This window comes from Shewanella psychrophila (assembly GCF_002005305.1).
In the GTDB taxonomy this organism is placed as follows: Bacteria; Pseudomonadota; Gammaproteobacteria; order Enterobacterales; family Shewanellaceae; genus Shewanella; species Shewanella psychrophila.
On record NZ_CP014782.1, the window covers coordinates 104,909 to 130,153 of the forward strand.

Here is a 25,245-nt window from a genome sequence, read left to right on the forward strand (position 1 = left end):
TTAGGGCGAAACAGGATGCCAGAGCCGAGAACAACTTTTGCTTCAAGCCCCAGCCTTGCCTACAGCGCTTTGAACTCCCGCAGAATGGTCAGATACCTAATGCAATTGGTATTTCGATGTGCGGGATATTCACATATAAAAAACCGGCGCTAGGCCGGTTGAATGAATCAAGTTATCAATTAGGGAGAGACATGGTTATTTCAGTAATGAAGAGACATGGGCGCGTGTAACATTGGCCTGAGCCATGATAGACGTCATCTGTTTAGAAAATGGGTTGGCTTGCATTACTGAATCTAAGGTTTGTAAGGTCTCGATGACCAAGTTATCACTGTTGTGGCTGCGGTTGATTTTGTCTAGCTGACGCTGCACCTTTAGCTTGGCTTCGGTAAGATCCCTGAGTTGTTGATCGACTTTATGCAGAGACTTATTGATCTTGGCTATGGCCTGTCTGAGCTCATCATTACTGGTAAATTTCCATTCTCTTGGATCTTGCCAGGAGAGTTTTTCATCCAATTTGATATTTCTGGCTTCCCCGGCTGGTAGTCGTTGGCCTTGACCTGTCATCATTATGCCGTTTTTTAGTTGTTGCCACTGCTTATCATTGGTCGAAAAAATGGTTTCTTGTGTCGATGGGCTATCTTTGTGTGTGAAGACATCGATGCCAAGGACTTTCATCCCCAGGGCAAGTTGCTCTCTGAGCTGTTGACTAGGAGTTTTTGCCGGGAGAAAAACACTGGCATTTTTTTGGTTGTGCTGTAGCTGAATGTATTCATCTCTTGGCTTAGTGCTCGCGAGATCCACGGATTTCATCGTGAACTCTCGTTGCGCTGCCGGGCGACTTGGTGTGATCAGGTTCAGTTGATGATCTATAAGTGGTGTGTCTTGATACTCGACCTTTAGCTTTGTTAGCTGATTCTGTATCCTTTTAGCCATATTGGCTTTTTCTGTTTGTAAGCTGCCCTCAACGCTCAGTGCTTTTTGAGTCTGTTTCTTGAGCTGCTTCAGGATATGGGTTATCTGCCTAAGGCCTTGTTCGGCAACTTGAGAGGCTGAGACCTTATGCTGGCCTTGAGTTACTTTTGCCCAGCGGGAGTAGCTCTCTAGCCTGTGTGTCGGGATATTGGATTTATGATTCGGCTCGAGCTGACTTTGTGCCTGCCGATCGTTAATCGGCGCGCTGAGAGGCTGGCTACGGTGTTGAACACTTAGCGCATCTGAGACTCCAGTTACCATAGCCATCTGCTTTTTCCTTGTTAAATCTGACTGAAGAGAGTGAGTTGGGTGATCTGCACGAAGGTCTGCTGTGTCACCTGTAGTGTGGTTAACTTCAGATTAAACTCAGCCGTTGCCTGGGCATAATCCAAACCTTCAGTTTCACCGATCACCTCCTCATTAAAGAGAATCATCTCTTCATGGGATTCTTCCATCAACATCAGGCTCTTCTGCTTACCCCCTATATCGGTAATCGCGCCGCTGATACTGGATAATGTGTCATTTAATGTCTCCATCATGGCCTTAGATACGTTATCAAATCCAGGTTCTCCGGGGGCTAAACTTGGGTCTTTAAGCACATCGATAAATTCTTGAGTCTGATTGAGGATATCTGCACTACCGTTCGAGAACAAAAACTGCTCTGCGGTGACGTTTGCTGTCATCCAGGATGAGCCAGAGGTCTGTACCTCTCTGTGATTATTATCGCCTTGATAGATATAGTTGCCGCTGGCATCTTGGGCTATAGGCGCTGTGCCAGTCTGGTTCCCGGAGAAGATATAGTTTCCGCCATCATCCTGCGCGTTGGCCATGCCAACGAATGTTTCAAGCAACTCTTCCAGCTCTGCACCGTAAGCAGCTCTGTCTTCTGGGGATAGCGAACCATTACTCGCCGCTAATGTTACTTCGCGCATTCTGGACTCTATCTCCACCATGGAAGATAAATTGGTCTCTGCACGATCGAAACTCGTGCTCAGCGAGTTGATATTTTTAAGGTACTGCTCGGTGGCTGCGACTTCACGTTGGCTGGCTATGACTTTGACCGAACCAATAGGATCATCGGACGGGCGTAAAATAGACTTGCCCGTTGCCATCATCTGATTGAGGCGTGCGATATCAGCGGTAGAATTTTGCAGGTTATGTAAGTTACTGGCATAGAGGTTGTGGGTACTGACTCTCATTGTGTATTCCTTAAATCTGATTCAAAAGCCCATACTTAAGTGGTGGGCAGCTGCGCCGACGGGTTAAATGTTGACTATGGTTTGAAACAGTTGATCGGCGGTGGCGATTACCTTGGCATTAGCTTGATAACTCTGTTGATAGATAATGAGGTTTACAGCCTCTTCATCCATATTGACTCCACTGGTGCTGGCCCATTGTGCCTGCGCCTCCATCTGAAGGCTGATGGCGGTGTCTTCACTGACCTGAGCCTGTCTCGATTCGGAGCCTAGTTTGCCCACCATGCTCGAATAGGCATCTCCCATAGAAGTCGTTACATCGATAGAGCCGAAGGTAAACTCAGTGTTAGCCAGCTCGATTAGCTCTTTTAGGTTGCTGTTATCTCCAGGCCCATCACCTTGACCGAAAGCAAGCATCTCTGCGGTAAAACCTTCGGTTACCTTGATGCTGCCAGCTGGATTATTAGGGTCATAGGTAAAGAGGTCTTGTGTCGGTGTACCACCGTTAAGATCGGTACCACCGTTAAGATCGGTACCGCCAGCAAGAATGGCATTGAACTCATCGGCAAAAGTCATCGCTAGTTCATCGTTAAATGCCATGGATTCCAGCAGGCTATTATCACGGTAATCGAGCATGGCGCCTAAGCTACCACCTACGTTCTCATCTAACGGGAAGCTGGAATCGCCAAACTTAATCGTGACGGTGCTTAGGGCTGGATTACTTGGATCTGGCTTTACTTCCAGTGTCGAAGCGGTAGTGCCTGAGAGCAGTGGCTGACCCTGGGCCAGGGAGATATTGACCATGCCATTTGATTCTTCGGTGACTCTGATATCAACCAGTTGAGCCAGATCATCTATCGCCGCATCTCTGGCATCGAGCAGTGAAGCTGGAATATCGGTACCGGAGCGCTGAATTTCTTGGTTAAATTTAGCAATAGATTCGAGCTGGGAGTTAATCTCTTTAGCCGATGCACCTATCTGTCCCTCAATCTGTGAAAGTTGTGAATTGAGCGAGTGGCTGATGGAGTTGAATCTCTGTCCCATAGCCTTAGCTTCACTCAAAGCACCCTGACGATAGGCAATATCACTGGGTTGCTCTAGTGATGAGTTTAGTGAGGCAAAGAGTTGATCTAGGCCGTAAGAGATATTATTGCCTTTAGAGCCGAAGATCTGCTCCACCTGACTGTAGTAACTATTTGTGACTCGGGCATAACCCACACCGCTGGTGGTGTTCCATAGCTGCGCAACTTCATATTGATCTGAGATCCGGCGTACCCCATCGACCTGAACGCCGGCTCCGCTACCATAGATACCGCCGCCTACAGAGCTCATCATCACCTGCTGGCGAGAGTAACCAGGTACCATGGCATTGGCGACATTATTTGAGGTTGCATTCAGGGCCGCCATACTCGATGTCAGTCCTGACATGCCGATATTAAGCATGCTCATAGGGTTTCCTTATCTGTTAAATTTATAGGTAGCAGAAGTCAGCGAGTGTAAGGCGTCTCTACTTATCGTTTGTATTGGTTAATTGAGGCACAATAAGTGCGGGTTGCATCGCCATTGTTGAGCCACTGTTCCCATTAAACTGAGCCGAGTTAGCCGCTTCACTTAATGGGGTCTCTTGTGTAGAGGCGACTGCTGTGGGTTGCGACTTAAGACCGACGCTTAATTGTTTTGTCATAACGCTGGCAAGGCCCGTGCTTTGCATCTGACTGAGGCGTCCTGCAAGTTCGGCGTCATGCCAATCTCGATACATGCCATCATTCTGCGAAGAGAGTGGACTATCACTGTCGGCCATTACGTCTGATGCACTGCGCATCTGCTTAAGCACATTTTGTAAAAATTGAGCTTCGAATTGCTGGCTAACCAGCTCGAGAGCGCCATGTTCACCATTGGCCTTGATCAAATCGCCTGCGTTGAGGTTGTTAAGGTAACTATGGGAATTTTCTAACTTCATTATATAACCACCAGTTCAGCTTCCAGGGCGCCCGCTTCATCCAGTGCCTGAAGTATTGCCATTAGATCCATAGGGGAGGCCCCTAAACTGTTTACAGCCCTGACGACTTCCTCTAATGCTATGCCTTCAGGCCAGACAAACATGTGACCATCTCCGGTGTCAATATCGACCTTACTGTCTGAAATTACTACAGTTTCACCTTGGCCCTGTCCCCACATTGGTGCATTCGGCTGGCTAACATATTCCTGTTCTATGATAGATACAGTCAGATTACCATGGCTTACAGCGGCTTTTCTGACGACGACATCTCCACCCATGACCACAGTGCCAGTTCGACTATTGAAGACAACGCGAGGGGATTTTCGGCCTTGTTCTATCTGCAACTCTTCGAGCATCGACATAAAGGTGACACGTTCTCTATTTGATTGTGGTGCCCGGATCCTTACTTTAGCGCTACTGTCGGCCTGAGCAACATCCGGCCCAAATAGGGCGTTGACCTGGCGCTCTATATTGCGAGCGGTCATAAAGCTTGGGGCCCTGAGATTAAGGACTATCTCCTCATTGTCATTGAAGTTACTCTCCATCGGGGCTTCCAACAGGGCACCATTGGGAATATTGCCGACAGTTGGCACATTGATAGTGACCGAAGTGCCGTTACGTCCTTGAGCCGATACGCCGCCTACTACTAAGTTACCCTGACCGACGGCGTAGATCTCACCATCGACCGCCCTTAACGGGGTCATCAAGAGTGTACCGCCACGTAGGCTCTTAGCATCTCCTAAGGATGAGACCGTTATATCGATAGTCTGCCCCGGGCTGGCAAGTGGTGGTACTGTGGCGTGCACCGCAACAGCTGCCACGTTCTTTAGCTTAGGGTCGATTCTTCCATCGACCTGAACGCCAAATTGTTTGAGCATGTTGACGATAGACTGGCTGGTAAATCGAACTTGGGTTCTGTCACCCGTGCCATCTAGGCCGACAACTAAACCATAACCAACAAGCTGGTTATCACGTATGCCTTGCACATCGACAATATCCATCAAGTATCGAGTCTGACCTGTGGCTTGAACTGGCGTATGATTGATGGCAAATACGAGGGTCACACTCGCAATAAATAGACTGATCTGTCTCATTGACTCACCCTTGTTGCAAGTGAAAGCTGTAAGCAAGATTCTTGCTTAGAAGTGTTCTGTATATCTTGTTTTGCATGGATATTTTCTTGCTTCATAGGGGGAACCAGGGGCTATTAAAGTATCGTGCAGCCCATCCCATGGCGTTACTGTCGGCTATTGCACCTTGGCCGCCATAGATGATACGAGCATCGGCGATTCTCTGTGAGGATATGGTGTTATCGTTACCGATATCATCGGTGCGGATAAGCCCTAACAAACGCAGGTATTCATCTCCCTGATTGAGCCTCAACCACTTCTCGCCACGTATAAGTAAGGCGCCGTTGGGGAGCACTTTGGCGACAGTTACCGTGATAGAACCCGAGAGTTGGTTCTGTTGAGTGCTAGAACCTGACCCTCTAAAGCCACGGGAAGCTGCGCCACTGCCACTTCCACTGAAGCTTTCACTGCCCGTAGAGGCTTGGCCGCCGAGAGACATATCTTGCTCTTTGTTTGCCTTAGTATCGGCTCGCTTACTGGAGTAGGTTTTTTCATCCAGAGCGACTGTGAGAATATCTCCCTCTCTGAAGGCACGTTTATCTTTGAACAGGGTTAGCATATAACCATGTCTGTAAACACTGCCGTCTTTCGCGTCCGGTAGGCTATAGTCAATCTCTGGCGGTGCCCATTCAGGTTCTCCCGGCTTGGTCTCTGGCTCAGGGAAGTGAGAGATACATCCAGATAAAAGTAATAACATCCCTATCCATAAGTGGCGCATCTGTTGTCCTTATCTATCTAATTGAATAAAAGGCTTAAAGCGCCTGATTGAGGAACTTCAACATGTCATCTGAGGCGGATACCACCTTGGCATTCATCTCATAGGCACGTTGAGTCGAGATCATTTCAACCATCTCTTCAACCACGTTAACGTTGGAACCTTCAAGAGCCCCCTGGCGTAGCTGGCCGATGGCCTGATCGCCTGCTACACCTTCAATTGCTGCTCCTGAGGCACCCGTTTCACGGTAAAGGTTATCGCCGCGAGACTCTAATCCCGCAGGATTGGTGAAGTTTGCCAAGGTGATCTGCCCCAACTCCTGGGATTCTGCTTGACCCGAGATCTGTGCACTGACTACACCATCTGTGGCGATTGTGATGGTTTGTGCATCTTCAGGGATCTCGATATTGGGAACTAGAGGTAAGCCTTGTGAAGTCACCATCAAGCCGTCGCTGTTACGATAGAATTGGCCGTCTCGGGTAAATGACAATTCACCATTTGGTTCCTCTATCTGGAAGAAACCTTGACCTTCGATGGCAAGGTCAAGTTGTTGATTGGTGGTTAGCAGGTCGCCAGTGGTAAATACTTTCTGGGTGCCTGCTACTCGAGTACCAGTTCCAAGCTGCAGGCCTGCAGGCAACTCGTTCAGTTCATCGACCTGACCGCCTGGTTGACGCTGTGTCTGATAGAAGAGATCGTTGAATGCCACACGATCACGCTTAAATCCTGTGGTATTCACGTTTGCCAGGTTGTTGGCTATGGTGGTCATCTTGATATCTTGAGCCGTGAGGCCGGTTTTACTCACCCATAACGAGGATTGCATTTTTATTCCTTAATTCTTTAACTGATAAATGTGCCTATCTCTTAGGCGTTACGGATCAACCTGTTACCTGCTTCGGCTAACTTTTCTGCGGTCTTCATTAGTTTGACCTGAACTTCAAATTGGCGACTGAGATCCATTGAAGCGATGAGTTCATTGACCGCATTGACGTTACTGGCTTCTAAGAAGCCACTGTCTACTCGTACTTCTTCACTGGCTGGTAAGATGTTACCGTCACGGCTGTAAAACATGCCGTCCAGTCCTTTATCTACGGCATTCAGTTCAGGCTTGACCAACTTGAGTAGACCCACCTCTTCGATGATGCCGCCTTCGGCTGCAACTACGCTGATCCTGCCATCATCACCGATAAAGAGTTGTCGATATTCGGGTAGAACTATGGGGCCATCGATGCCAGCCACAGGCCGGCCATCTATGGTGAGTTGACCATTGGTATCGGGAACCAGATTGCCGGAGCGGGTGTAAGCTTCCCCTTGTTCTGTCATCACGGTAAACAAGCCTTGATCACGAATGGCAAGGTCTAAGGTTCTGCCTGTGGGGTTCATCGCACCAGCTTGTTGGCTAAAGCCACTACTCTCGGTTTGCGCCATCACCCGTGTGTGCAGACTGTTTCCCGTAGGAGCGAGTACCTTGGCATTGACGCGCTCAAGGTCGGCCTTAAATCCAGTGGTTTCGGCGTTGGCTAAGTTATTGGCACGTATGGTTTGTGCTTCCATAACCCTAGCCGCCCCCGTTGCCGCCGTGTATAGCATCTTATCCATGGTCAGATCCTTTAAATGGCATTAAGCAGTGATTGCTGCATGCTGGCATTGGTCTGTAGAACTTTGGCATTTGATTGATAGTTGCGCTGGGCAGTCATCAGGTTAACCATCTCTGCCGTTTGGTCGACATTAGAGCCTTCGAGGTAGCCGCCGAAAACAGCACCGAAGGTTCCTGTTCCCGGAGTGCCTATCATGGGCTGGCCAGCGGCATTAGTGGCGGTCCAGGCGTTTTGGCTGGCCGGTGTAAGGCCGTTAGGATTGTTGAATGATGCCAATACCACCTGGCCTTGGGTTTGCTCCTGTCCATTGGTATAAGTGCCAAAAAGTATGCCGTCTTCATCGATGCGTATGCCGTTAAGGTCGCCCGAAGTATAGCCATTTTGTGTCAGACTGGAGTTGTTGTAATCAGAGGCGTATTGGGTGCTCTTGTCATAGCTAAGTGCGAGACTCAGGGCTGATGCGCCGCCGACAATATCTGGGTCGGCAATATTAAGAGTCAGGCTGTCACCGGTTATCAGGTTACCGTCAGAATCAAACTCCAAAGAGTGACCACCCGGTGGAGTGACTTCTTCACCGTCCATCATGTAGTGAACCTGCCATTGGTTATCGCCGGTTTTGACATAATATTGGGTCAAAGCATGTTCTTTACCTAAAGAGTCATAAGCCGTGACAGTACCCGATGAGTGGTAAGTCGAGGCATCATCAGCATCGAATGGATTTGCCGTTTGATCAATTTTTTCGACTCGGGCATCTAAATTAGAGACCTGACCTATGTTGGTGGTCGCTTTTGCCGCGAGTGAACCCGAGTGAACCTGTAGATCACTCACATTACCCGTCTGTAGCTGACCATTAGCACCCACTGTATAGCCTTGAACCCGGTTACCGGCAGGATCGACCACATAACCGTCTGCATCTTGGTTGAACATACCCGCTCTGGAGTAGAGCGTAGTACCATCAGTGGCTGACAACATAAAGAAGCCATCGCCTTCGATGCCCATATCCAGCTCGCGACCCGTATAGGCTAAGCCACCGCCCATGGAGAAGTTCTGGCTGGTGGACATGACGTTGACACCACCGGGTTGACCGCCGTTATAGATGGCTGAAAACTCGCTGCGACCACCTCTGAAACCAACGGTTGATGAGTTGGCGATATTGTTACTTATGGTATTAAGATCTTGGGTGGTTGCTTGCAATCCACTCAGTGCAATATTAAATGACATTCGGTTTATCCTTGAATTAATCGTTATTGTGCTTTTAATCTTTAGCTAACGTAATGTTATGAAACTTCAGATATATCCAATACTGATACTGTGCCTAAGCCATTACCAAGCTCAGCCATCATCACGCCGGATGCACTGACGAAGTGGACTTTTTCTATGGTAGCCTTGATGAAGGTATCGGCGGTGAGGGTATCTTCGCCATCGGTAGCCTTAGCTTTGATGGCATACTCGCCTGGAGGTAGGTCTAATTTGTCAGGATCTATGGTGAAAGCGATGTCACCAGTTTCCTGTGAACCTAAATCGATAGTGGCGACCACTTCACCATCTTTATCGGTGATCTCTAGCGTTAGCTCTTCAGTGGTATTCTCAAGATAGATCTTGCCATCAATAGCGTCTGTATCGATCTCAAACTCAGAGGCCGGGACCATGGCACTTTTACCAATCAACTGCGCCGATTGCACTATGCCTAGGTTCTCCATCATGATCATGCTCATCCCCTGATTGGCTCGCATCATCTCCAGACTTTCTACTTGAGATATTTGCGCCATCTGGGTGACAAACTCATTATTATCTATGGGGCTAGTCGGATCCTGATTTTGAATAGAGGCGAGCATCAAGGTTAAAAAATCATTTTTGATTGTTGCTGCATTACCATCTGACGAGCTAGTGCTGGTCGATTGTGTGGCTCCACCTGAGGATGCTTTTATCTCCGGATTGTTACTCTGCTTGGTTTCATTTTGATTTGAAACAGTATTGATACTCATCTTAATTGCTTCCTAATTGCAGCAGACCCTGCTGCATAGAGCGGGCACGGTTCATCACTTCTACATTGGTTTCGAAAGATCGACTCGCAGCCATCATGTCGGCCATTTCATCGACTGTGTTCACATTCGAATAAGCCACATAACCTTGCTCATCGGCGTAGGGATGGTTTGGCTCATAACGCATATCCAATGGTGCATCGGCTTCGACAATGGCAGAGACTTCCACATGGGCACCCGAAAGTTGCCCTTCCTGAGTTTGTTTGTAGATGGTTGAGAACACGGGCTTGAGTGCTCTGAATGCTGTTTCCGGTGTTTCAGCGGCAGCACCTGCGTTTGCTAGATTACTCGCGACTGTGTTGAGACGTATTGTTTGAGCGTGCATGCCTGCACCTGCAATATCGTAGATCTCTCCAAAAGACATAGTTACAGCTCCTACTGGCCTTCGATGGCGGACTTAAGCCCGGAAATTTTCATGTTGAGAAATGTGAGACTGGTTTGGTAGTCCATCGCATTTCGCGAGTATCTAGCCTGCTCTTTACCTAGCTCAACGGTATTTTGATCCCCGGATGTCTGATAGGGCACTCGGTAGGCTGCTTGATAACTTCTATCGTGGCCCATTCCCGCATTGATCTGAGTCATTACAGTCTTGAAGTCGAGATCTCTGGCCTTGTAGCCAGGGGTCTCAGCGTTGGCTAGATTACCTGCCAGCATCTTGCTACGCTCGACGCGAAAATCGAGTGTTTGTGGGTGTATGCCAAGTGCGGCATCGAGGTTGATAGCCATCGCGACTCCTAGTAGTGTATGTTCGGTTTCTTTCTTGTTGTTGCTACGTTACAAATTACGTGCCAATTATGTTTGTTGAGGTTTTTTAATGGCTTGCAGTTGTTTTTATAAGTGGAACGGAACTCTTCTTTCCTGTTTGTTTATCTTGTTGTCGTCTCTGCTTCCGCTATCTTTGTCACTGGGAAGTGTCTTATCGGTCAATGAACAAATCGAGGCTGAATTTACTCAGCTGATTGCCCGGGAGCTTAAGCAGTGGCAGCAGCAGAGTGGAGTGAAAAGCCTGCATCATGAAGTTGCTATTAGGGTGCCTTCCGGAGCGGCAAATTTAGAGGTTTGTTCTGACGCTTTGACGATAGATGGAGCTACTGGGCTTGCTTTTGGCAATATTCAGAGACGTATTGAATGTCGTCCCCAAGGTTGGTCTATGTTTGTACGTGCCAATGTCAAGGTAAGGGTTTCGATCCCTGTTGCTAACCGAGCGATGAAGCGGGGTGAATTGGTGAGTAGGAGTGATCTGGATTGGCTGTCGATCACCCTTCGTTCCTCTGACAGAAATCTAGCGACTCGACTCGATGAGATAGTTGGTCGGCAGGTGATCCGAGGTCTGCGTCGTCACAAGGCGATACAAGTTCAAAGTCTTAGTGCACCACAGTGGGTAAATATTGGGGATAAGGTCATTATCGAGGCTCGAAGCGATGGTTTCTATGCCAACATGAAGGGGGAAGCTCTGGAGTCTGGTGGAGAGGGGCAGGCGATTAGGGTAAAAAACTTAAGTTCTGGCAAGGTCATCACCGCTTATCCAACCGCCAAAGGCCGGGTGGCGACGCAGTTTTAATATTCAATGCTATAGCTGCTATAAAGTCTGCCTTATTTATGAGTATTTGCTTCTTGTTTTTTTAGTCTAGATGCTTTTGGGTCGCTTTAAGGGAGTAACGACCATTACTTTCGGTGAAACAGATGGAAATTCAAAAGATAAACAGTGCTATCAGCACTGAAATTAGTACTAAGAAGGATCAGGTACTGCCCCTGGTGAAGCAAGATAACCCAGAGAAATCGATACAAGCTGAACATAAAGTTGTCAGTGATGATTGGCAATTACTGGCAGGCTCTCAATTGGAACTTGAGATACTTGAAGACGTTGATCAGGCAAGAATTGATGAAATTCGTCAATCATTAAAATCGGGGACATTTAAGCTAGATCTGGATGCGATCTCTGAGGCTATGTTGCAGCAGCACGGTTAAAGCGGGTCTGTTTATGAGTTCTAAAAGAGAGATACTTCAAATACTTGTTCGTGGTATTCGACAGGATATCGAAGGCTATAAGCAGCTAAAGAGCTTGCTCAATCGGCAACGTGAGCTAATGCAGCGACGAGATAATGATGGCCTTAAGCATCATAATCAACATCAGACTCGGCTCTGTGATGAGCTAATGGTGAAAGCTAAAAAACGCAGTGATGCACTAAATCAGTTAGGCTTTAGTGAAGATGCTAATGGTATGAAGAAGCTGATCGATAAGCTACCTAAACAAAGTTCACTGCAGGTTAACTTGCTATGGGAGAATTTGTTAGCGCTGGTCAAAGAAAGCCAGCAGGCCAATGAAGCGAATGGTAAATTATTGGTGTCTCAACAGACTGTGATCAATAATCTGCTGAGTCGCGATACCGAGAAAAATGTCGATTACGGTGCTAGTAAGGGATTATAGGGAGCGTTAGCTTAATTCTTCCTGCTATCCCTGGTTTTGATATCTCGATGAGAGATCATCTAACTGCTTTTGTTCCTGAGCATCGATAGCTTTACGTTGCTCCGATTTACGCTGCTCATAGAGCCAGGATAATCCCTTTTGGCGTCCGAGTTGCCTTCGCCATAGCCCATCCATTCGCTGATGTTCCCGTTGTAGCAGCACCTCTTGCTTATCGAGCTTGTTCTGTAAAGGCTTCAACGTGGAGAGCAAGTTAGCATTATTTTGCAGTAACAGAGGATTAACTCTATGGCTGCTACTGCCATGATATTCATTGAGCATGTTATCGATAGCCTGACGCTGCTTGTGATTCTCTGTAACCCTAGTTTGGGCATCGGCTCTTTGGTTACCCAGTCGGCCGAGCTTTTTTTCTTCTTGCTGACAGAGTATTAATAGTTGCTTCATTAGTCCGCCTTAATAAGGTTGATGAGTTGCTCGAGTTCATTCAGGCTCTGAGTCAATTCAGATTTTTGCTCTATCTCTTGCTGTAGAAACTCAGCCATTTGAGGGTAAGCGTTAACGGCCTGATCCATTTTAGGGTCATGTCCTGCCTGATAACCGCCCAGTGGAAGTAATTCTCTGACGTCGTTATAGCGGCTATTGAGTTGCTTAAATGTATGCCCCCAACTGATCACTTGCTTGGTACTAACTTGTTTAGCTAATCGACTCACCGAGCTGGCAATATCTATGGCGGGGAAGTGACCCTGTTCGGCCAGCTTTCGGCTCAGTACGATATGGCCATCTAAGATAGCTCGAGCAGAGTCGGCGATAGGATCTTGCTGATCATCACCTTCGGTTAATACTGTGTAGAAGGCCGTTAACGTTCCAGTAGGGTGTTTGCCATTACCGGCAAGCTCCACAAGGCTTGGAAGCTGAGCAAATGCCGAGGGTGGATAGCCTTTAGTGGCTGGTGGTTCTCCTAGGCTGAGTGCTATCTCACGTTGTGCCTGGGCAAAGCGGGTCAACGAGTCAACCAGTAGTAGTACCTGTTTACCTTGATCCCGAAAGGCGGCGGCTATGTGGTGGCTAAGACGCATGGCTCTTAAGCGCATTAACGGGGTGGTATCGGCTGGAGCGGCAATCACAACCGCTCGACGACGGCCCTCTTCACCCAGAGATTCTTCGATAAACTCCCTGACTTCACGACCGCGTTCGCCGATTAGGGCTACCACGACCACGTCGGCTTCGGTGAAGCGTGTCATCATGCCAAGCAAGACACTCTTACCTACGCCAGAACCCGCAAAAAGGCCTAAGCGCTGGCCGCGTCCTATGGGCAGTAGAGCATTGATGGCACGAATACCGACATCTAAAGGCTCTCGAATCGGCTTTCGTTGCAGAGGGTTAATAGCGCGATTTGATGGCGTAACTGTTTGGGTGTTATTGAGCTTGCCGAGATGATCTAAAGGCTGACCTAAACCATCGATCACACGACCTAATAAGGCACTTCCAACCGGGATTTGAGCTTGTTCTGCTACAGGCATCACCCGTGAACCCGGCATTAAGCCTGATGTGTGTTCTATTGGCATCAAGCAAAGGGTTTCTTTGTTAAATCCCACGACTTCGGCTTCTACCAAACGTCCATCGCGGCACTCAATATTACACCTGTCTCCCATGCCTAATTGGCAGCCAACGGCTTCTAATAGCAAACCGTTCACTCGTGTTAGGCGGCCATATACTTGTGCTACCGGAATAGTTGGCCAGTCGAGGATCTCGGCGCTATTGGGTTGGGTATTAAGCATTCTCAAGCTCAATTTCAGGCATGCTTTCCGTTGAAGCTAACCCTTGTGATTGCTGGCTATCACTGGAATTAGTATCAGATGTGTAAAGTTTAGCCTCTACCTGATCCATGCAGGCATTTAGGCGAGTTTCAACTGATGCGTCAGCATCTGACTTGTCACTGACAATACGGCAGCCTCCGGGGGAAATACTTGTGTCTTCAACCAGGGTCCAATCTTGAATCTTGTCTGCTGCCAGTTCTCGTAAGCGTTCGACTGCAGTTGGTTCCAGGTGAATCTTTATCTCGGAGCGAGTATCGGGTAGCGAGGCAACCGTTTCTTCGACCAGAGATAATATCTGCTGTGGCTGCAGTGTAAGTTCACAACGAATGACCTGCTGTGCTACACGGCGTACCAAATCTAATATAAGCTGCTGTTGAGCATTTACCTGACTGAGGTGGCCATCTTCCAATAAAGACTTGAGTGCACCAAGAGGAGCAAGAAGACTGTTGAATTGGTCATCTATGGCCTCTTTTCCTTTCAGTTGGCCTTCTATTCGTCCCTGGCTAAAGCCACTCGCGTGGCCGCTTCGACGTCCCTCCTCGGAACCCGATTCGAATCCCTCCTGATGACCCTTAGAGAGGCCATCATCGTAGCCTTTATCAAAGGCGGCTTGGTAATCCTGCCATCCAGGCTCACCATTGTTCTTTGCTGTTTGATCGGGTATTAGAGGGCTAAATCTGTGGCGCCTAGCGAGATCACTTTTCAAGCGCCATTTAGGGTCAACACTTTTTTGTATAGATTTCATTACTCAACCACCTGTTCTTCGAAGTGCTGGGGCTCTATGATTATGAGGTTATTGCTAGTTATTTTCATCACTCTACGACTTGCTCCTCGAACAACTGCAACTCAATTTCACCGTCATCCATCATCTGTTTAGCCAGTTCCATTATCTCTTTACGAGCTGTAATTGCTTGGCTAAGAGGTACAGCGCCGATAGCATCAACTTGTGTCTCAATTGCTGATGACATACGTTTCGGTAGGGCATCCAGTAGTGTGGTTTTAAGCTCAGTCTCTATGCCTTTGAGTGCAAGAGCTAGCATTTCTGGTGGAACAATTGCCATGATCTCCTGCAACGTCTCAGGCTTTTGTCGGCCAAGAATGATGAAGTCGAACATGTTATCGGCCACATTACTGGCTAACTGTCTGTCATGAAGCTTGATCATCTCCATCAACTGCTCCCGATCGCCTTCATAGCGATTAAGGATATCGGCAACCTGGCGGATACCGGCGACTTGAGTGTGGCTTTTCTCCATAGCAATTAACATACAGCGCTCGACCAGCTGTCTGAGCTCATCGACGACATCTCTATCTAATTCGCCCAATTTGGCGATACGCACCAGAACCTCATCTTGGCCAGCTTCAGGTAAGCTAAGTAACACTTGGGCTGCGCTTTCAGGTGGTAATAACCCGAGTAGTACGGCCTGAAGTTGGCTGTGTTCATTGGTGATCTCTCTGGCGAGTAGCTGAGGATCTACCCATTCGAGACGCTTAACTAATGTCTTAATCTCGTCACCATAGATACTATCGATCAAACTTTTTGCTACCCGATCACCGAGTGCAAGATCTAGTGTTTTTTGTAGATATGATCGAGAAGCACGGGCGATGCCGGATTGCTCCTGATAACGCATAAAGAAGCGACCCAATACTGCCTCGGCTTCTTGCTGAGTGATACTCGATAGACGCGCCATTTTATGACTTAAGTGTTGAACATCGTTTCTGTCCAGATGGGACATTACTTGAGCGGCACCTTTCTCACCCATACTCAGCAGCAACATGGCAGCCTGCTCCAGATTGTCCATTTTTATTCCAAGTTCACTCTTGTTCACAGTCTCTATCCTGTCAGTTAATCTGTTATTACACCAAGCTATCGATCTCTGGTTTGTCGCTATTTGTCGTTCTCGTTGTCGCCGATCCAATGGGCTATCACTTCTGCGACTCGCGCCGGTTCCTGATTCGCGAGTAAGCTAAGGTGTTCCATCTTCACCGTTAGCGGAGATTCTGGTGGTGGTAAACCTTGATTGCTGATCCAGTCACTGTTTGACATGTCTCTATCCAGTCCCATCAACTGATCGGCTAGGGCTTGAGAGTCACTAGCTTGTTCCTTATTCGCTAGCTGACTATGAGATGGTGAGTCTAACTCTGGGATACTTGTGGCATCATCTTGCTGAGTCTTAGGTTCGGCTGTTCGAGTTAGGTGAGACACAAGTGGTCTCAATACAAACAGAATTAATCCAAAGCCGAGTAGGCCGCCGATAAAGTATCTTAGATAGGCTTGATAGCCTTCGGTTTGCCACCAAGGCACAGGCTCAAATACTGCTATTTGTACTGGGGCAAAGTCGAAGCTATTGATACTGAACTGATCGCCTCTCATCGCTGTAAAACCAATGGCGTCTTGCACCATAGCCTCAAGCTGAGAAAGCTGAGCCTCACTCCAGCCATTTTCGCCGGCGGCTTGGGTATTCAATAAAACAGAGACTGAGAGGTTTTCTAGCTGCATCTGTTGAAAACGCGTGTGTCTGACCGAGCGGCCAACTTCAAATTGGCGACTCTCTTGTTGGTTTAGATTACGGCGACCGTTTTCGTCACCCTCGGCATTAGCTGTGGGGGCTTGATTACTCAAGGCTCCTGGAATTCCCATGGCCATGCTTGAATTGGTCTCGTTTGTGCTCTGTTTTTCTTGTGAGACTACTGTTTGTGGATCCAGAGATTCGCGGGTTTCTTCGACTTGATTAAAGTTAACTTTAGCCGAAATTTGAACTTGAAAATTTTCCTGGCCCAGCACTGGAGTAAGCATGCTTGATGCGCGGCTGATAAGACTCTGTTCCAGCTCTTGGGTATATTTAAGCTGCCTGTCTCTTGCCTGAGTGATGTCTTGATTCATGGCAAGACCTGAACTGAGGTGGTTGCCTTCCTGATCAACGATTTGAACATGTTCTGGTGTCATGCCTGTGACACTTGCTGCGATTAAGTTAGCTATCGCTTCTATCTGGTTAGGTTGGATATTACTACCAGCATAAAGGTCTAACATCACAGAGGCTGACGGTAGTTCAGGCTGCTGACGGATGAACAGGGTGCGCTTAGGAATGGCTAGATGTACCCGAGCCGTCCGAACCGGTTTGAGTGCCATAATTGTTCTGGATAGTTCACCTTCAAGACTATGGCGATACTTAGCTTGCTCCATAAATTGGCTGGTGCCTATGCTTGAATTATCCAACGACTCCATGCCAGATGGTACTCTTGCTTTCACACCTCTGGCTGCTAACACCATACGTGCCTTTCCTAGCTTATCTTCTTGTACTAAGACGAGTCCGGTGTTTGCCTCTAGTCGATATTTTATGCCTTCAGCTTCGAGAACTTCGATAATTTCAGAGGTTTCAACTTTCTCCTGATGACCATAGAGTGGGCGATATCCTTGACTGGCAGTCCAAAGAAGTAGCACGATGACACAAGCAACAACACTGGCAAGTATTGCCAGAATCAGTACTTGCTTGTCGCCGTTGTTAAACTGTTGCCATTTACTTCTTGCCGTCGAGAGTAAGTCACTCTTCTCTGACACATCTGTAATAGCGGGGCTCGGTTGAGCTAAAGTTGTAGACATTGTTTAATCCTTACAAAAAATCGCATAGGCTTGCGGCTTTTCTAAAACTGATAAACGGGTTGATTCATTATGAATTGATCAACTTAGACGTTAGAGGGGCATTTTCATTACTTCATCAAAGGCCTGAACTAATCGATTTCGGATCTGAATCATGGTTGAAAACGAAAGACTTGCCTTTTGAGATGCGACCATAGCGCCGACTAAGTCATCACTTTCGCCACTATCGACCGCCCTCATTAAAGCTGATGATGCATTTTGATCTGTATTTACCGCCGCGACCTTACTCTCCATTAACTCGGTGAAGGAGGGGGCTTGTATGCCTAAATCTCTCGGGTTTTGAGGGATTTTTATGGCTCCTTTAGCCATCTCAGTGTGAATACTTAGGGTATTCATCATAGATTGAGGGCTGATAATGGTTGAGTTTTGCATCTGTATTTCCTATCTAAAACAAATTTATGAATTGATATTTAGGCTGCTTTACCTAGGGCTAGATCTATATCTATGCCCTCTTCTCGCATTTGCGCTAGTTTGTATCTCAAGGCACGGGTCGTCATACCTAGAGAGTCGGCACTCTGAATTCGGTGACCATTAAACTTTCTGAGGGTGTCCAGAATGTACTGAAACTCAGCTTGGCGTTTAGAGGCTTTTAACCCTTGCTCACTCAGCTCTTTTTGTCCGCAGTTGAGGGAGGAGTCTGCTTCAATACCGAGTTCTGCAGCTTGAAGTGCCTGACCTCTTCTCATTACTAATGCTCGTTGAATGGTGTTTTCCAACTCCCTCACATTTCCAGGCCAGTTATGAGAAGTGAGGCGTTGCTTAGCTGGTTCGCTGAAATAACACTGTTGATCACCTGCAAGGTGCTTGTACCTTTGTAAAAAATGCGCTGCTAATGGAAGAATGTCTGCGCGCCTGTCTCTTAATGGCGTAATTTTTAAGGGTAAAACATCGAGTCGATAAAACAGATCTTCTCTGAAACTGCCAGACTTAACCGCTTTTTTTAGATTTTTATTGGTTGAGGCTATGACTCGGATATTTAGCTTAATCGACTTATGCCCCCCCAGTCGCTCGACCTCCCTTTCTTGTAATACTCTAAGAAGCTTAGCTTGTAGCACTGCAGGCATCTCTCCAATCTCATCGAGTAGCAGGGTGCCGCCATTGGCCAGTTCAAACTTGCCAGGTTGATCGCAAGTAGCTCCGGTAAAAGCTCCCTTGTTATGACCGAAAAGAATCGACTCTAAGATGCTCTCAGGAATAGCTGCACAATTGACCGCGATAAAAGGTTTATCGGCTCGGGCAGAGTGGCGATGAATATAGCGGGCTAATGGCTCCTTGCCTGTGCCACTCTCTCCTGTGAGTAATACTGTCGCTTCAGTTGTCGCTGCTCTGTGAGCTAACATCATGAGTTGACGACTCACAGGTGATGCGACTATCAGTTCTGAATCCGGTTGTTCAAGGCGCCTTAACCTCTGTGCAAGTGCACAAACTTGTGCTATTTCCAGAGGAAGTAACAAGTAGTCTTGAACGCCATGCTGCATTGCTGTGGTTGCAAGCTCTGTCTGTTCTGGATCGAGTAGTGCCACCTGATTTCTAGCAGGATGTTGAGCTAGCTTTATGATGGCTTCTTCTGTTGTACAGTTTGAAATATTTATCATAGACAGCCAGAGGGATTTATCATCCGGTTGCCAAAGGTCGAAACCTTGATATTTCAACTGCGACAGCTCACTCGCTGATAGAGAGGTATCTACGAGCCTTATTTGATTAAGAACCATATTCAACTCCAGCAGTTCTTTTTGTAGCGATCTTGTTGGGGCGCTTTATTAAACGGATCATTACGCGGCGATTAGCGTCTCTGCCATCTTGAGTCTTGTTAGATACTTTTGGTTCCCTGGCACCGTGATGCCTGACTTGGATTAATCCTTTTGGCAAGCCCAGCTCCACTAACCTAGCAGCAACCTCATCGGCTCTCTCTTTACTTAGCACTAAATTTGCTAAGTGCTCTCCGTTATTATCTGCATGGGCATCGACTAACACTTGAGTGATTGAGCTGTCAGCTTTCACATATTGAGTGATCGCGTCGAGATCGGTTTCGTGAGCCATTGTGATTTGACTCGAACCTGAGCTGAAAAGCAGCTCGACACTACGAACATAAGAGAAAGGTTTAGGTAAAAGTTGATGGCGACAAAGTCTAAATTGGTTGGCTACTTGGCCAGTGTTTACCGGACTACTACTGACCAAATATGACGCTGTTTCACGGCCGTCGATAATCGCCTGCCAGGCAAAGCCTTGTTCGAGCGCCTCTAGAAAAGGGTTGATACTGGTATTACTGGTGGCCTTATTACCATGCCATATCAATTGTGTTTCGCCGAGCGCAGTGTGGCTTTTTTTCCAGGCGGGTGGGGTGATCTTAATTGAGCTTTGGGTTTGGTTGAGTGTCAGCCAGTCAGCCGTTAGCTCTAATCTGAGCGTTTCACCTGGAAGCGCTTCCATCTTCATACTACCGAAGCCAGTTATTTTATGCTCTATCTGGCAGCTAAACTGGTCACCATTAAACGTCCATATGGCTTGTTCAAACGGTGTTTGGTAGCGAGTCATATTAGCTGCTGCTGTATTAGAGAGGCTTGTACTAATAAACAGCGAAAAGATTAATATATGAGCTGATGCTTTCAATGTTTTATTTCTCATTTGTTTTTAGAATATAAAACTACAAAGTAACTAACTGTATAAAATATTATCTTTACAGTGGGTAGTTTATTATCAGACTTGTTTTCGGAGTGTAATTAAACATTAATTAATGAATATGTAAAATGTTTTCTCATTAATTTATTTATTTTGTGAGAATAAGCTAGTTGAACTAATTTAATTCAGCTATTATCTTTTTCGAAATTAGAAATGGTATTAGAATATATCCCTTGGTTGATGCTTTAACACGCTATTTATTACTGTGTTGATAAGTTTTGATACAAGGGTATATAATGTAACATCTCTGCATCTTGCTGTTTTTATTGTGTTTTTGCCTTATTTTGATTTCTTTGATGAACTTTGAAAATAAATTAAAAATTAAATAAAAAACAATTAAAGTTATTGGTGCTTTGTGTCGACTTAATAGCTTATTTTATTTTTACATATCGAACTGCACTTATATTAAGTTAGTGTTCGTGTATTTACATTTGTTAATTACAAAACTTAAAATAGCGCCATAAATATGTCGATAGTCATTTTTTAGTTGCGTCATTAATATGGCAGTAGTCATTTTATTTGTTTGTCATATTAATTGATTAATAGACTTACTTAATTACTTGGTTGGGTTTTAATGAAAACAACAGCGAAAGCAAATTTACTGAAGTTGAGTCAGTGTGAGAAAGTAAGGCCAGTGGCGTTAATCCAAGAAAAGCTTGCTAGAAGTCGGTTACTGGTTCAGGTTGAGTCGTGCCAACGTTTAGTGCTAGATGCTGCAAATGGTGTGTTAAATCCAATTATCCGCCAAGGTCATCATGGGTTAACCAATATAACTTTGACCGATGATCAGCCGATAGAGCCAGAAGGAAAACATGCATGGTTTCGTCTTAGTTATCATAGATCCCTACTTGCCTGGTGGCGTATCGACAGATGCACGTTAGATCAACTTGCAAGCGCATATTATGGCAGTACTTCTAGTCCGTTGAAATCTCCTTTAAGAGCACCTAGTCAGTCTGAGTTTAGGCTGGCCAGAAAGCTTATGCTTGCCGCACTGAAAATGCTACCCACTGTTGAGCTAGATGAAGAGGCTTTAGAGCTTGAGCTAGTTGCTAATAATACACCTATTCAAGCGCCAGTAAATTGGGCGCTTAAGTTTCCTGAAGAGTATATGGCACCTCCTATGCTGTTCTGTATGACAGAACACTTGCTAGGCTTGATGTCTGAGCAACCCAGCCAATATCAAGCCACTTCCGATCTGTCAGAAAAGCTAGCGTATCGACTAAAACAGATCCCTTTAAGAGTGCTACTTGAGCTAGGGCGACAAAATACTCCGGTTACTTCCCTCAGTGGTCTCAAACCTGGAGACATTTTGCCTATGAAACTTCATTCCAGATGTCCTGTAACCGTAGGGAAAAGACCGCTTTTTTACGCTGCGATTCATACCCATGAAGGCCAAATGGTTGCCAAGTTAACCCAAGATATATTTCAGCAAGATGATATGAAAACTGTTTAATTTCATTGTGATGCAATGATTTATTTGAATGTATGTGAATTTTTTAAGCTATTGAATAATAAATTTTTAGGAGCTAACTGTGTCAGAACAAACTTTGCTACAAGATGAAGACTTTCTACTTGATGATAATTTATTCGCTGATGAGGACGTTGAGCAGGAGGCCGTTAAAGCTAAGCCTGTAAAAGATATCTCATTTTTTCAGCAGTTACCTGTTCAAGTCACGTTGGAGTTGGCCAGCGCTGAGATGTCATTAGGTGAATTAACTCGTATGGGAGAGGGGGACGTTGTAGCACTGGATCGTATGGTTGGTGAGCCGTTAGATATTCGTGTTAACGGTGCGCTACTAGGGCGGGGCGAAGTCGTTGAGGTTAATGGGCGCTATGGTGTGAGATTGCTAGAGGTAGAGGCGATCAGTCTAACCGGAGCGAATGACTGATATGTGTCGAGTCCTGTTGCTCATCTTATGTCTGTTTGCCCCTAATGTGTTTGCCAATGAAGGTTTAACCTTATTTACGTTCAATGATGGTGATCAATCTCAGTCTGTGAATATCAAGCTTGAGATATTGGCATTAATGACAGTGCTGAGCTTTCTGCCTGCACTGCTGATGATGATGACAAGTTTTACCCGAATCATAGTCGTATTAGCTATTTTACGTCAGGCGTTAGGCTTGCAGCAGAGTCCCCCTAATAAGGTACTTATAGGGATCACTCTGGTGTTGACCATATTTATTATGAGGCCTGTAGGGCAAGATATTTATGATCAAGCTTATCTACCCTATGACCAGGGCGCGATTGAGCTCAATGAGGCTGTTTCTATTGGTGAAGGGCCCCTCAGGAAATTTATGCTGGCTCAAACCAGGGAGACAGATCTCGAGCAGATGTTGAAAATAGCCGATGAGCCAGTGACCTTGACCGCCGATGAGGTGCCTTTCTTTGTGCTGATGCCGGCATTTGTATTGAGTGAGCTGAAGACCGCATTTCAAATAGGTTTTTTACTCTTTCTGCCTTTTTTGGTGATCGATCTCGTCGTGGCCAGTGTCTTGATGTCTATGGGAATGATGATGTTATCGCCGTTAATTATCTCCTTGCCATTTAAGTTGATGGTATTTGTGCTGGTTGATGGTTGGTCTATGACAGTCGGTACCTTAGTGGCGAGCTTTGGTTAGTGCTGTCACTGGCAGAACCAAAGATTATTTGAGCTAGTTATTAACCTAATTAGGTGAACATGATGGAAATTTTGCGAGAGATAGAAAAAGAGTTGAGCCTAGGTGACATGATCTATTTTCTGCTGTGTCTTGGGGTTTGTGGAATTGTCTTGTTCAATGGCTGGGAGTCATTACTTAGCTTGTTAGCATCGGGTCTAAGGTAGATTTATGGACGTAAATGAGCTGACTTCGATGTTCGCCGATGCCATATTTCTTGTGGTTTCTATGGTGGGTGTACTCGTCGTGCCTAGTCTGTTAGTTGGCCTATTAATCGCTGTATTTCAAGCGGCAACTCAGGTGAATGAGCAGACGTTAAGTTTTCTTCCCAGACTGGTTCTCACCTTGTTGATGGTGTTGTTTTCGGGTCCCTGGCTGTTACAACAGATCTCTGATCTCTTTAATCGTCTGTTTATGACGATCCCCCATATTATTGGGTAACTATGCTCTCACTTACTTCAGTTCAAATCAGTGCATTTATAGGAACATTCTGGTGGCCATTTTGTCGAATAATGGGTGCCTTTATTGTAATGCCATTCTTGAGTAGCAGTTATATCCCGCCTATGGTGAGAGTACTATTGGCTGTGCTTATCTCTGCCTTGTTATCACCTATGTTGCCTCCTGTGCCAGCTGTGGATGCTATTTCTATTGGAGCACTATTTCTTGCTATAGAGCAGCTGTTAATCGGCTTCATGTTAGCGCTATTTACATATATTTTGATCCATGTAATGACTCTGTTTGGTGCCATGATGTCGATGCAGATGGGCTTGGCAATGGCGATTATGAATGATCCTGCAAATGGCAGCTCAAATCCTATATTAAGCCAATGGTTTCTCCTCTATGGCACCTTGTTGTTTCTTGCCCTTGATGGTCATTTAGTTGCAATTGGTATTATCGTCGATAGCTTTAGATTATGGCCAATCGGCACTGGTATTTTTGATTTGCCCTTGATGGGATTAGTTGGCCGGTTCGCCTGGTTATTCGCGTCGGCATTTATGTTAGCAATTCCCGCAATACTGGCCATGTTGATGGTTAACCTCACCTTTGGTGTATTGAGCCGCGCCGCACCATCTTTGAACGTTTTCGCTCTCGGTTTCCCTATGTCCATGTTGATGGGCCTGTTATGTGTGTTCTTCTCGTTTAGTGGCTTGCCTAGTCGATACAGTGATCTTTGTCTGGAAGCTTTATCTGCCATGTATCAGTTCATCGGGGGGATCACATGAGTAAAAAAAATACCGGGCAGAGTAAAACTGAGAAGGCGACACCGCAGAAATTAAAGAAAGCCAGAGAGGAGGGCCAAGTTCCGCGCTCTAAAGATCTGGCCTCTACGGCGCTTATTATCGGCTGTTCTATGATGTTATTTCTGAGTGCCGATTGGTTTGCTGCTCGTGTTTCTCAATTGGCGCGGTTTAATATGTCTATCACTAAAGAGGAGTTAGATCGCCCAGGTATGATGCTAGAGCACCTTGGTACGACTCTGGTAGAGATGCTCAATATTCTTGGCCCCTTGTTCATTATGGTGGCAATTATTGCCATGGTTGCAGGTGCTATGCCTGGTGGACCGGTATTTAGCTTTAAGAATGCCCATTTTAAGTACAGTCGTATCGATCCCATTGCCGGTATTGGCCGTATGTGTTCAGTGAAATCTCTGGTTGAGTTGGTTAAGTCTATTCTCAAGATCACCCTGCTTATTGGCATCATGTTTATTTTCTTAGAAAATAATTTACAAGTATTACTCACCTATAACCAACTTCCTATCGACGAAGCGGTGAGCAAGGGCATCAATATGCTGGCGCTTGGGATCTTGTATTTGGGTCTTGGCCTGCTGGTTATCACGTTTATCGATGTGCCATATCAATATTGGCATCATCATAATGAGCTTAAGATGTCGAGGCAGGATGTTAAGGATGAGCAAAAACAACAGGATGGGAAACCTGAGGTCAAGGCTAAAATCCGTCAATTACAGCAACGCATGGGACGATCTAGAGCAGAAATTGCTATCCCACAGTCCGATGTCTTGTTGGTTAATCCGACACATTATGCCGTTGCACTCAAATATGATGTTGAAAAGGCCGATGCACCTTATGTATTGACCAAGGGAACAGATGAAGTCGCCCTCTATATGCGACAAATTGCCAAGCAGCATGATATTGAGGTGATCGAGCTCCCACCACTCACCCGTGCTATCTACTATTCGACGAAAGTTGAGCAACAGATCCCCGCCGCACTTTTTATCGCTATAGCCCATGTATTGAGCTACGTACTGCAGATAAAAGCGGCCAGAGATGGTAAGAAGAAACGCCCAGATCCGTTACCAAACTTTTTTATTCCGAAACACTTAAGACACGATTAAAGGTACTTT

Annotated in this window: 30 protein-coding genes; 10 read left to right on the forward strand and 20 right to left on the reverse strand. The window is 46.2% G+C overall.

From position 1 onward, the window contains the following. Positions 1-195: 195 nt before the first annotated feature. The 12 genes from sps_RS00500 to sps_RS00555 form a co-directional block, all read right to left on the reverse strand. A complete protein-coding gene (locus sps_RS00500; protein WP_237157967.1) occupies positions 196-1,239 on the reverse strand; it encodes a hypothetical protein in 1,044 nt (347 codons plus the stop codon). A gap of 14 nt (positions 1,240-1,253) precedes the next feature. Beyond that, on the reverse strand, positions 1,254-2,171 hold the full coding sequence (gene flgL, locus sps_RS00505; protein WP_077750683.1) for a flagellar hook-associated protein FlgL: 918 nt from the start codon (positions 2,169-2,171) through the stop codon (positions 1,254-1,256). Between the two features lie 63 nt (positions 2,172-2,234). Next, positions 2,235-3,617: a flagellar hook-associated protein FlgK gene (gene flgK / locus sps_RS00510; RefSeq protein WP_077750684.1), complete on the reverse strand. Its 1,383-nt coding sequence runs from the start codon at positions 3,615-3,617 to the stop codon at positions 2,235-2,237. 58 nt (positions 3,618-3,675) lie between these two features. Then, positions 3,676-4,128, reverse strand: a complete 453-nt coding sequence (locus sps_RS00515; protein WP_077750685.1) for a rod-binding protein — start codon at positions 4,126-4,128, stop codon at positions 3,676-3,678. After that, a complete protein-coding gene (locus sps_RS00520; RefSeq protein WP_252997350.1) occupies positions 4,128-5,168 on the reverse strand; it encodes a flagellar basal body P-ring protein FlgI in 1,041 nt (346 codons plus the stop codon). The genes sps_RS00515 and sps_RS00520 overlap by 1 nt, the downstream gene beginning before the upstream one ends. 184 nt (positions 5,169-5,352) lie before the next feature. Continuing rightward, positions 5,353-6,015 carry a flagellar basal body L-ring protein FlgH gene (gene flgH / locus sps_RS00525; protein WP_077750687.1) on the reverse strand — a complete coding sequence of 221 codons (663 nt, stop codon included), beginning with the start codon at positions 6,013-6,015 and terminating at the stop codon, positions 5,353-5,355. Between the two features lie 34 nt (positions 6,016-6,049). Then, positions 6,050-6,835, reverse strand: a complete 786-nt coding sequence (flgG, locus tag sps_RS00530) for a flagellar basal-body rod protein FlgG (RefSeq protein ID WP_077750688.1) — start codon at positions 6,833-6,835, stop codon at positions 6,050-6,052. Between the two features lie 41 nt (positions 6,836-6,876). Continuing rightward, positions 6,877-7,611 carry a flagellar basal body rod protein FlgF gene (locus sps_RS00535; protein ID WP_077750689.1) on the reverse strand — a complete coding sequence of 245 codons (735 nt, stop codon included), beginning with the start codon at positions 7,609-7,611 and terminating at the stop codon, positions 6,877-6,879. 11 nt (positions 7,612-7,622) lie between these two features. Further along, on the reverse strand, positions 7,623-8,831 hold the full coding sequence (flgE, locus tag sps_RS00540; RefSeq protein ID WP_077750690.1) for a flagellar hook protein FlgE: 1,209 nt from the start codon (positions 8,829-8,831) through the stop codon (positions 7,623-7,625). A 56-nt stretch (positions 8,832-8,887) separates the two neighbouring features. Beyond that, on the reverse strand, positions 8,888-9,595 hold the full coding sequence (locus sps_RS00545; RefSeq protein ID WP_077750691.1) for a flagellar hook assembly protein FlgD: 708 nt from the start codon (positions 9,593-9,595) through the stop codon (positions 8,888-8,890). Position 9,596: 1 nt separating this feature from the next. Continuing rightward, a complete protein-coding gene (gene flgC, locus sps_RS00550) occupies positions 9,597-10,016 on the reverse strand; it encodes a flagellar basal body rod protein FlgC (RefSeq protein WP_077750692.1) in 420 nt (139 codons plus the stop codon). Positions 10,017-10,027: 11 nt separating this feature from the next. Continuing rightward, on the reverse strand, positions 10,028-10,378 hold the full coding sequence (locus tag sps_RS00555; RefSeq protein ID WP_077750693.1) for a flagellar basal body rod protein FlgB: 351 nt from the start codon (positions 10,376-10,378) through the stop codon (positions 10,028-10,030). A gap of 88 nt (positions 10,379-10,466) precedes the next feature. Between sps_RS00555 and flgA the strand changes: the two genes are divergently transcribed. The 3 genes from flgA (at position 10,467) to sps_RS00570 (ending at position 12,080) form a co-directional block, all read left to right on the forward strand. Further along, positions 10,467-11,213, forward strand: a complete 747-nt coding sequence (gene flgA, locus sps_RS00560; RefSeq protein WP_077750694.1) for a flagellar basal body P-ring formation chaperone FlgA — start codon at positions 10,467-10,469, stop codon at positions 11,211-11,213. A 122-nt stretch (positions 11,214-11,335) separates the two neighbouring features. After that, positions 11,336-11,620 carry a flagellar biosynthesis anti-sigma factor FlgM gene (gene flgM, locus sps_RS00565; RefSeq protein ID WP_077750695.1) on the forward strand — a complete coding sequence of 95 codons (285 nt, stop codon included), beginning with the start codon at positions 11,336-11,338 and terminating at the stop codon, positions 11,618-11,620. A gap of 13 nt (positions 11,621-11,633) precedes the next feature. After that, positions 11,634-12,080 carry a flagellar protein FlgN gene (locus sps_RS00570; RefSeq protein ID WP_077750696.1) on the forward strand — a complete coding sequence of 149 codons (447 nt, stop codon included), beginning with the start codon at positions 11,634-11,636 and terminating at the stop codon, positions 12,078-12,080. Positions 12,081-12,104: 24 nt separating this feature from the next. Here sps_RS00570 and sps_RS00575 read toward each other — a convergent pair whose 3' ends face one another. From sps_RS00575 to sps_RS00610, 8 genes are all read right to left on the reverse strand, one after another. Next, positions 12,105-12,521: a flagellar FliJ family protein gene (locus tag sps_RS00575; RefSeq protein WP_077750697.1), complete on the reverse strand. Its 417-nt coding sequence runs from the start codon at positions 12,519-12,521 to the stop codon at positions 12,105-12,107. Then, positions 12,521-13,855, reverse strand: coding sequence for a flagellar protein export ATPase FliI (gene fliI / locus sps_RS00580; protein WP_077750698.1), 1,335 nt, complete (start codon positions 13,853-13,855; stop codon positions 12,521-12,523). The genes sps_RS00575 and fliI overlap by 1 nt, the downstream gene beginning before the upstream one ends. After that, positions 13,848-14,639, reverse strand: coding sequence for a flagellar assembly protein FliH (gene fliH / locus sps_RS00585; protein WP_077750699.1), 792 nt, complete (start codon positions 14,637-14,639; stop codon positions 13,848-13,850). The genes fliI and fliH overlap by 8 nt, the downstream gene beginning before the upstream one ends. A gap of 67 nt (positions 14,640-14,706) precedes the next feature. Further along, positions 14,707-15,693 (reverse strand): flagellar motor switch protein FliG, encoded by a 987-nt coding sequence (locus sps_RS00590; protein WP_237158082.1) that lies wholly within the window; start codon positions 15,691-15,693, stop codon positions 14,707-14,709. A gap of 86 nt (positions 15,694-15,779) precedes the next feature. After that, a complete protein-coding gene (gene fliF / locus sps_RS00595) occupies positions 15,780-17,492 on the reverse strand; it encodes a flagellar basal-body MS-ring/collar protein FliF (protein ID WP_077750701.1) in 1,713 nt (570 codons plus the stop codon). Between the two features lie 90 nt (positions 17,493-17,582). Then, positions 17,583-17,921, reverse strand: coding sequence for a flagellar hook-basal body complex protein FliE (gene fliE, locus sps_RS00600; protein ID WP_077750702.1), 339 nt, complete (start codon positions 17,919-17,921; stop codon positions 17,583-17,585). 38 nt (positions 17,922-17,959) lie between these two features. After that, positions 17,960-19,261, reverse strand: coding sequence for a sigma-54 interaction domain-containing protein (locus sps_RS00605; protein ID WP_077750703.1), 1,302 nt, complete (start codon positions 19,259-19,261; stop codon positions 17,960-17,962). Then, positions 19,251-20,084 carry a MotY family protein gene (locus tag sps_RS00610; RefSeq protein ID WP_237157968.1) on the reverse strand — a complete coding sequence of 278 codons (834 nt, stop codon included), beginning with the start codon at positions 20,082-20,084 and terminating at the stop codon, positions 19,251-19,253. The genes sps_RS00605 and sps_RS00610 overlap by 11 nt, the downstream gene beginning before the upstream one ends. 718 nt (positions 20,085-20,802) lie before the next feature. Here sps_RS00610 and sps_RS00615 point away from each other — a divergent pair. The 7 genes from sps_RS00615 (at position 20,803) to flhB (ending at position 25,236) form a co-directional block, all read left to right on the forward strand. After that, a complete protein-coding gene (locus tag sps_RS00615; RefSeq protein ID WP_077750705.1) occupies positions 20,803-21,681 on the forward strand; it encodes a FliM/FliN family flagellar motor switch protein in 879 nt (292 codons plus the stop codon). Between the two features lie 79 nt (positions 21,682-21,760). Beyond that, positions 21,761-22,117 (forward strand): flagellar motor switch protein FliN, encoded by a 357-nt coding sequence (gene fliN / locus sps_RS00620; RefSeq protein WP_077750706.1) that lies wholly within the window; start codon positions 21,761-21,763, stop codon positions 22,115-22,117. Between the two features lies 1 nt (position 22,118). After that, the gene (gene fliP / locus sps_RS00625) at positions 22,119-22,847 is read left to right on the forward strand and encodes a flagellar type III secretion system pore protein FliP (RefSeq protein WP_077755502.1); all 729 of its coding nucleotides are present in this window, start codon (positions 22,119-22,121) and stop codon (positions 22,845-22,847) included. A 59-nt stretch (positions 22,848-22,906) separates the two neighbouring features. Beyond that, positions 22,907-23,050: a hypothetical protein gene (locus sps_RS28415; protein WP_169915631.1), complete on the forward strand. Its 144-nt coding sequence runs from the start codon at positions 22,907-22,909 to the stop codon at positions 23,048-23,050. Between the two features lie 4 nt (positions 23,051-23,054). Further along, positions 23,055-23,324, forward strand: coding sequence for a flagellar biosynthetic protein FliQ (locus sps_RS00630; RefSeq protein ID WP_077750707.1), 270 nt, complete (start codon positions 23,055-23,057; stop codon positions 23,322-23,324). 2 nt (positions 23,325-23,326) lie between these two features. Next, positions 23,327-24,106 (forward strand): flagellar biosynthetic protein FliR, encoded by a 780-nt coding sequence (gene fliR, locus sps_RS00635; RefSeq protein WP_077750708.1) that lies wholly within the window; start codon positions 23,327-23,329, stop codon positions 24,104-24,106. Further along, positions 24,103-25,236, forward strand: coding sequence for a flagellar biosynthesis protein FlhB (gene flhB / locus sps_RS00640; protein WP_077750709.1), 1,134 nt, complete (start codon positions 24,103-24,105; stop codon positions 25,234-25,236). The genes fliR and flhB overlap by 4 nt, the downstream gene beginning before the upstream one ends. Positions 25,237-25,245 lie beyond the last annotated feature (9 nt).

Coding starts and splice junctions, on each gene's coding strand:
- flgE (WP_077750690.1), bottom strand. CDS start 8,831: ATGTCATTTAATATTGCACTGAGTGGATTGCAAGCAACCACCCAAGAT.
- flgH (WP_077750687.1), bottom strand. CDS start 6,015: ATGCGCCACTTATGGATAGGGATGTTATTACTTTTATCTGGATGTATC.
- flgA (WP_077750694.1), top strand. CDS start 10,467: ATGGCTTGCAGTTGTTTTTATAAGTGGAACGGAACTCTTCTTTCCTGT.
- fliF (WP_077750701.1), bottom strand. CDS start 17,492: ATGTCTACAACTTTAGCTCAACCGAGCCCCGCTATTACAGATGTGTCA.
- sps_RS28415 (WP_169915631.1), top strand. CDS start 22,907: ATGATGGAAATTTTGCGAGAGATAGAAAAAGAGTTGAGCCTAGGTGAC.
- sps_RS00500 (WP_237157967.1), bottom strand. CDS start 1,239: ATGGCTATGGTAACTGGAGTCTCAGATGCGCTAAGTGTTCAACACCGT.
- sps_RS00545 (WP_077750691.1), bottom strand. CDS start 9,595: ATGAGTATCAATACTGTTTCAAATCAAAATGAAACCAAGCAGAGTAAC.
- flgM (WP_077750695.1), top strand. CDS start 11,336: ATGGAAATTCAAAAGATAAACAGTGCTATCAGCACTGAAATTAGTACT.
- flgC (WP_077750692.1), bottom strand. CDS start 10,016: ATGTCTTTTGGAGAGATCTACGATATTGCAGGTGCAGGCATGCACGCT.
- fliI (WP_077750698.1), bottom strand. CDS start 13,855: ATGCTTAATACCCAACCCAATAGCGCCGAGATCCTCGACTGGCCAACT.
- sps_RS00615 (WP_077750705.1), top strand. CDS start 20,803: ATGAAAACAACAGCGAAAGCAAATTTACTGAAGTTGAGTCAGTGTGAG.
- sps_RS00535 (WP_077750689.1), bottom strand. CDS start 7,611: ATGGATAAGATGCTATACACGGCGGCAACGGGGGCGGCTAGGGTTATG.
- fliH (WP_077750699.1), bottom strand. CDS start 14,639: ATGAAATCTATACAAAAAAGTGTTGACCCTAAATGGCGCTTGAAAAGT.
- flgL (WP_077750683.1), bottom strand. CDS start 2,171: ATGAGAGTCAGTACCCACAACCTCTATGCCAGTAACTTACATAACCTG.
- fliP (WP_077755502.1), top strand. CDS start 22,119: ATGTGTCGAGTCCTGTTGCTCATCTTATGTCTGTTTGCCCCTAATGTG.
- sps_RS00610 (WP_237157968.1), bottom strand. CDS start 20,084: ATGACTCGCTACCAAACACCGTTTGAACAAGCCATATGGACGTTTAAT.
- fliR (WP_077750708.1), top strand. CDS start 23,327: ATGCTCTCACTTACTTCAGTTCAAATCAGTGCATTTATAGGAACATTC.
- sps_RS00555 (WP_077750693.1), bottom strand. CDS start 10,378: ATGGCTATCAACCTCGATGCCGCACTTGGCATACACCCACAAACACTC.
- sps_RS00520 (WP_252997350.1), bottom strand. CDS start 5,168: ATGGATATTGTCGATGTGCAAGGCATACGTGATAACCAGCTTGTTGGT.
- sps_RS00630 (WP_077750707.1), top strand. CDS start 23,055: ATGGACGTAAATGAGCTGACTTCGATGTTCGCCGATGCCATATTTCTT.
- fliE (WP_077750702.1), bottom strand. CDS start 17,921: ATGCAAAACTCAACCATTATCAGCCCTCAATCTATGATGAATACCCTA.
- flgG (WP_077750688.1), bottom strand. CDS start 6,835: ATGCAATCCTCGTTATGGGTGAGTAAAACCGGCCTCACGGCTCAAGAT.
- sps_RS00575 (WP_077750697.1), bottom strand. CDS start 12,521: ATGAAGCAACTATTAATACTCTGTCAGCAAGAAGAAAAAAAGCTCGGC.
- sps_RS00515 (WP_077750685.1), bottom strand. CDS start 4,128: ATGAAGTTAGAAAATTCCCATAGTTACCTTAACAACCTCAACGCAGGC.
- sps_RS00590 (WP_237158082.1), bottom strand. CDS start 15,693: ATGGACAATCTGGAGCAGGCTGCCATGTTGCTGCTGAGTATGGGTGAG.
- sps_RS00570 (WP_077750696.1), top strand. CDS start 11,634: ATGAGTTCTAAAAGAGAGATACTTCAAATACTTGTTCGTGGTATTCGA.
- flhB (WP_077750709.1), top strand. CDS start 24,103: ATGAGTAAAAAAAATACCGGGCAGAGTAAAACTGAGAAGGCGACACCG.
- flgK (WP_077750684.1), bottom strand. CDS start 3,617: ATGAGCATGCTTAATATCGGCATGTCAGGACTGACATCGAGTATGGCG.
- sps_RS00605 (WP_077750703.1), bottom strand. CDS start 19,261: ATGGTTCTTAATCAAATAAGGCTCGTAGATACCTCTCTATCAGCGAGT.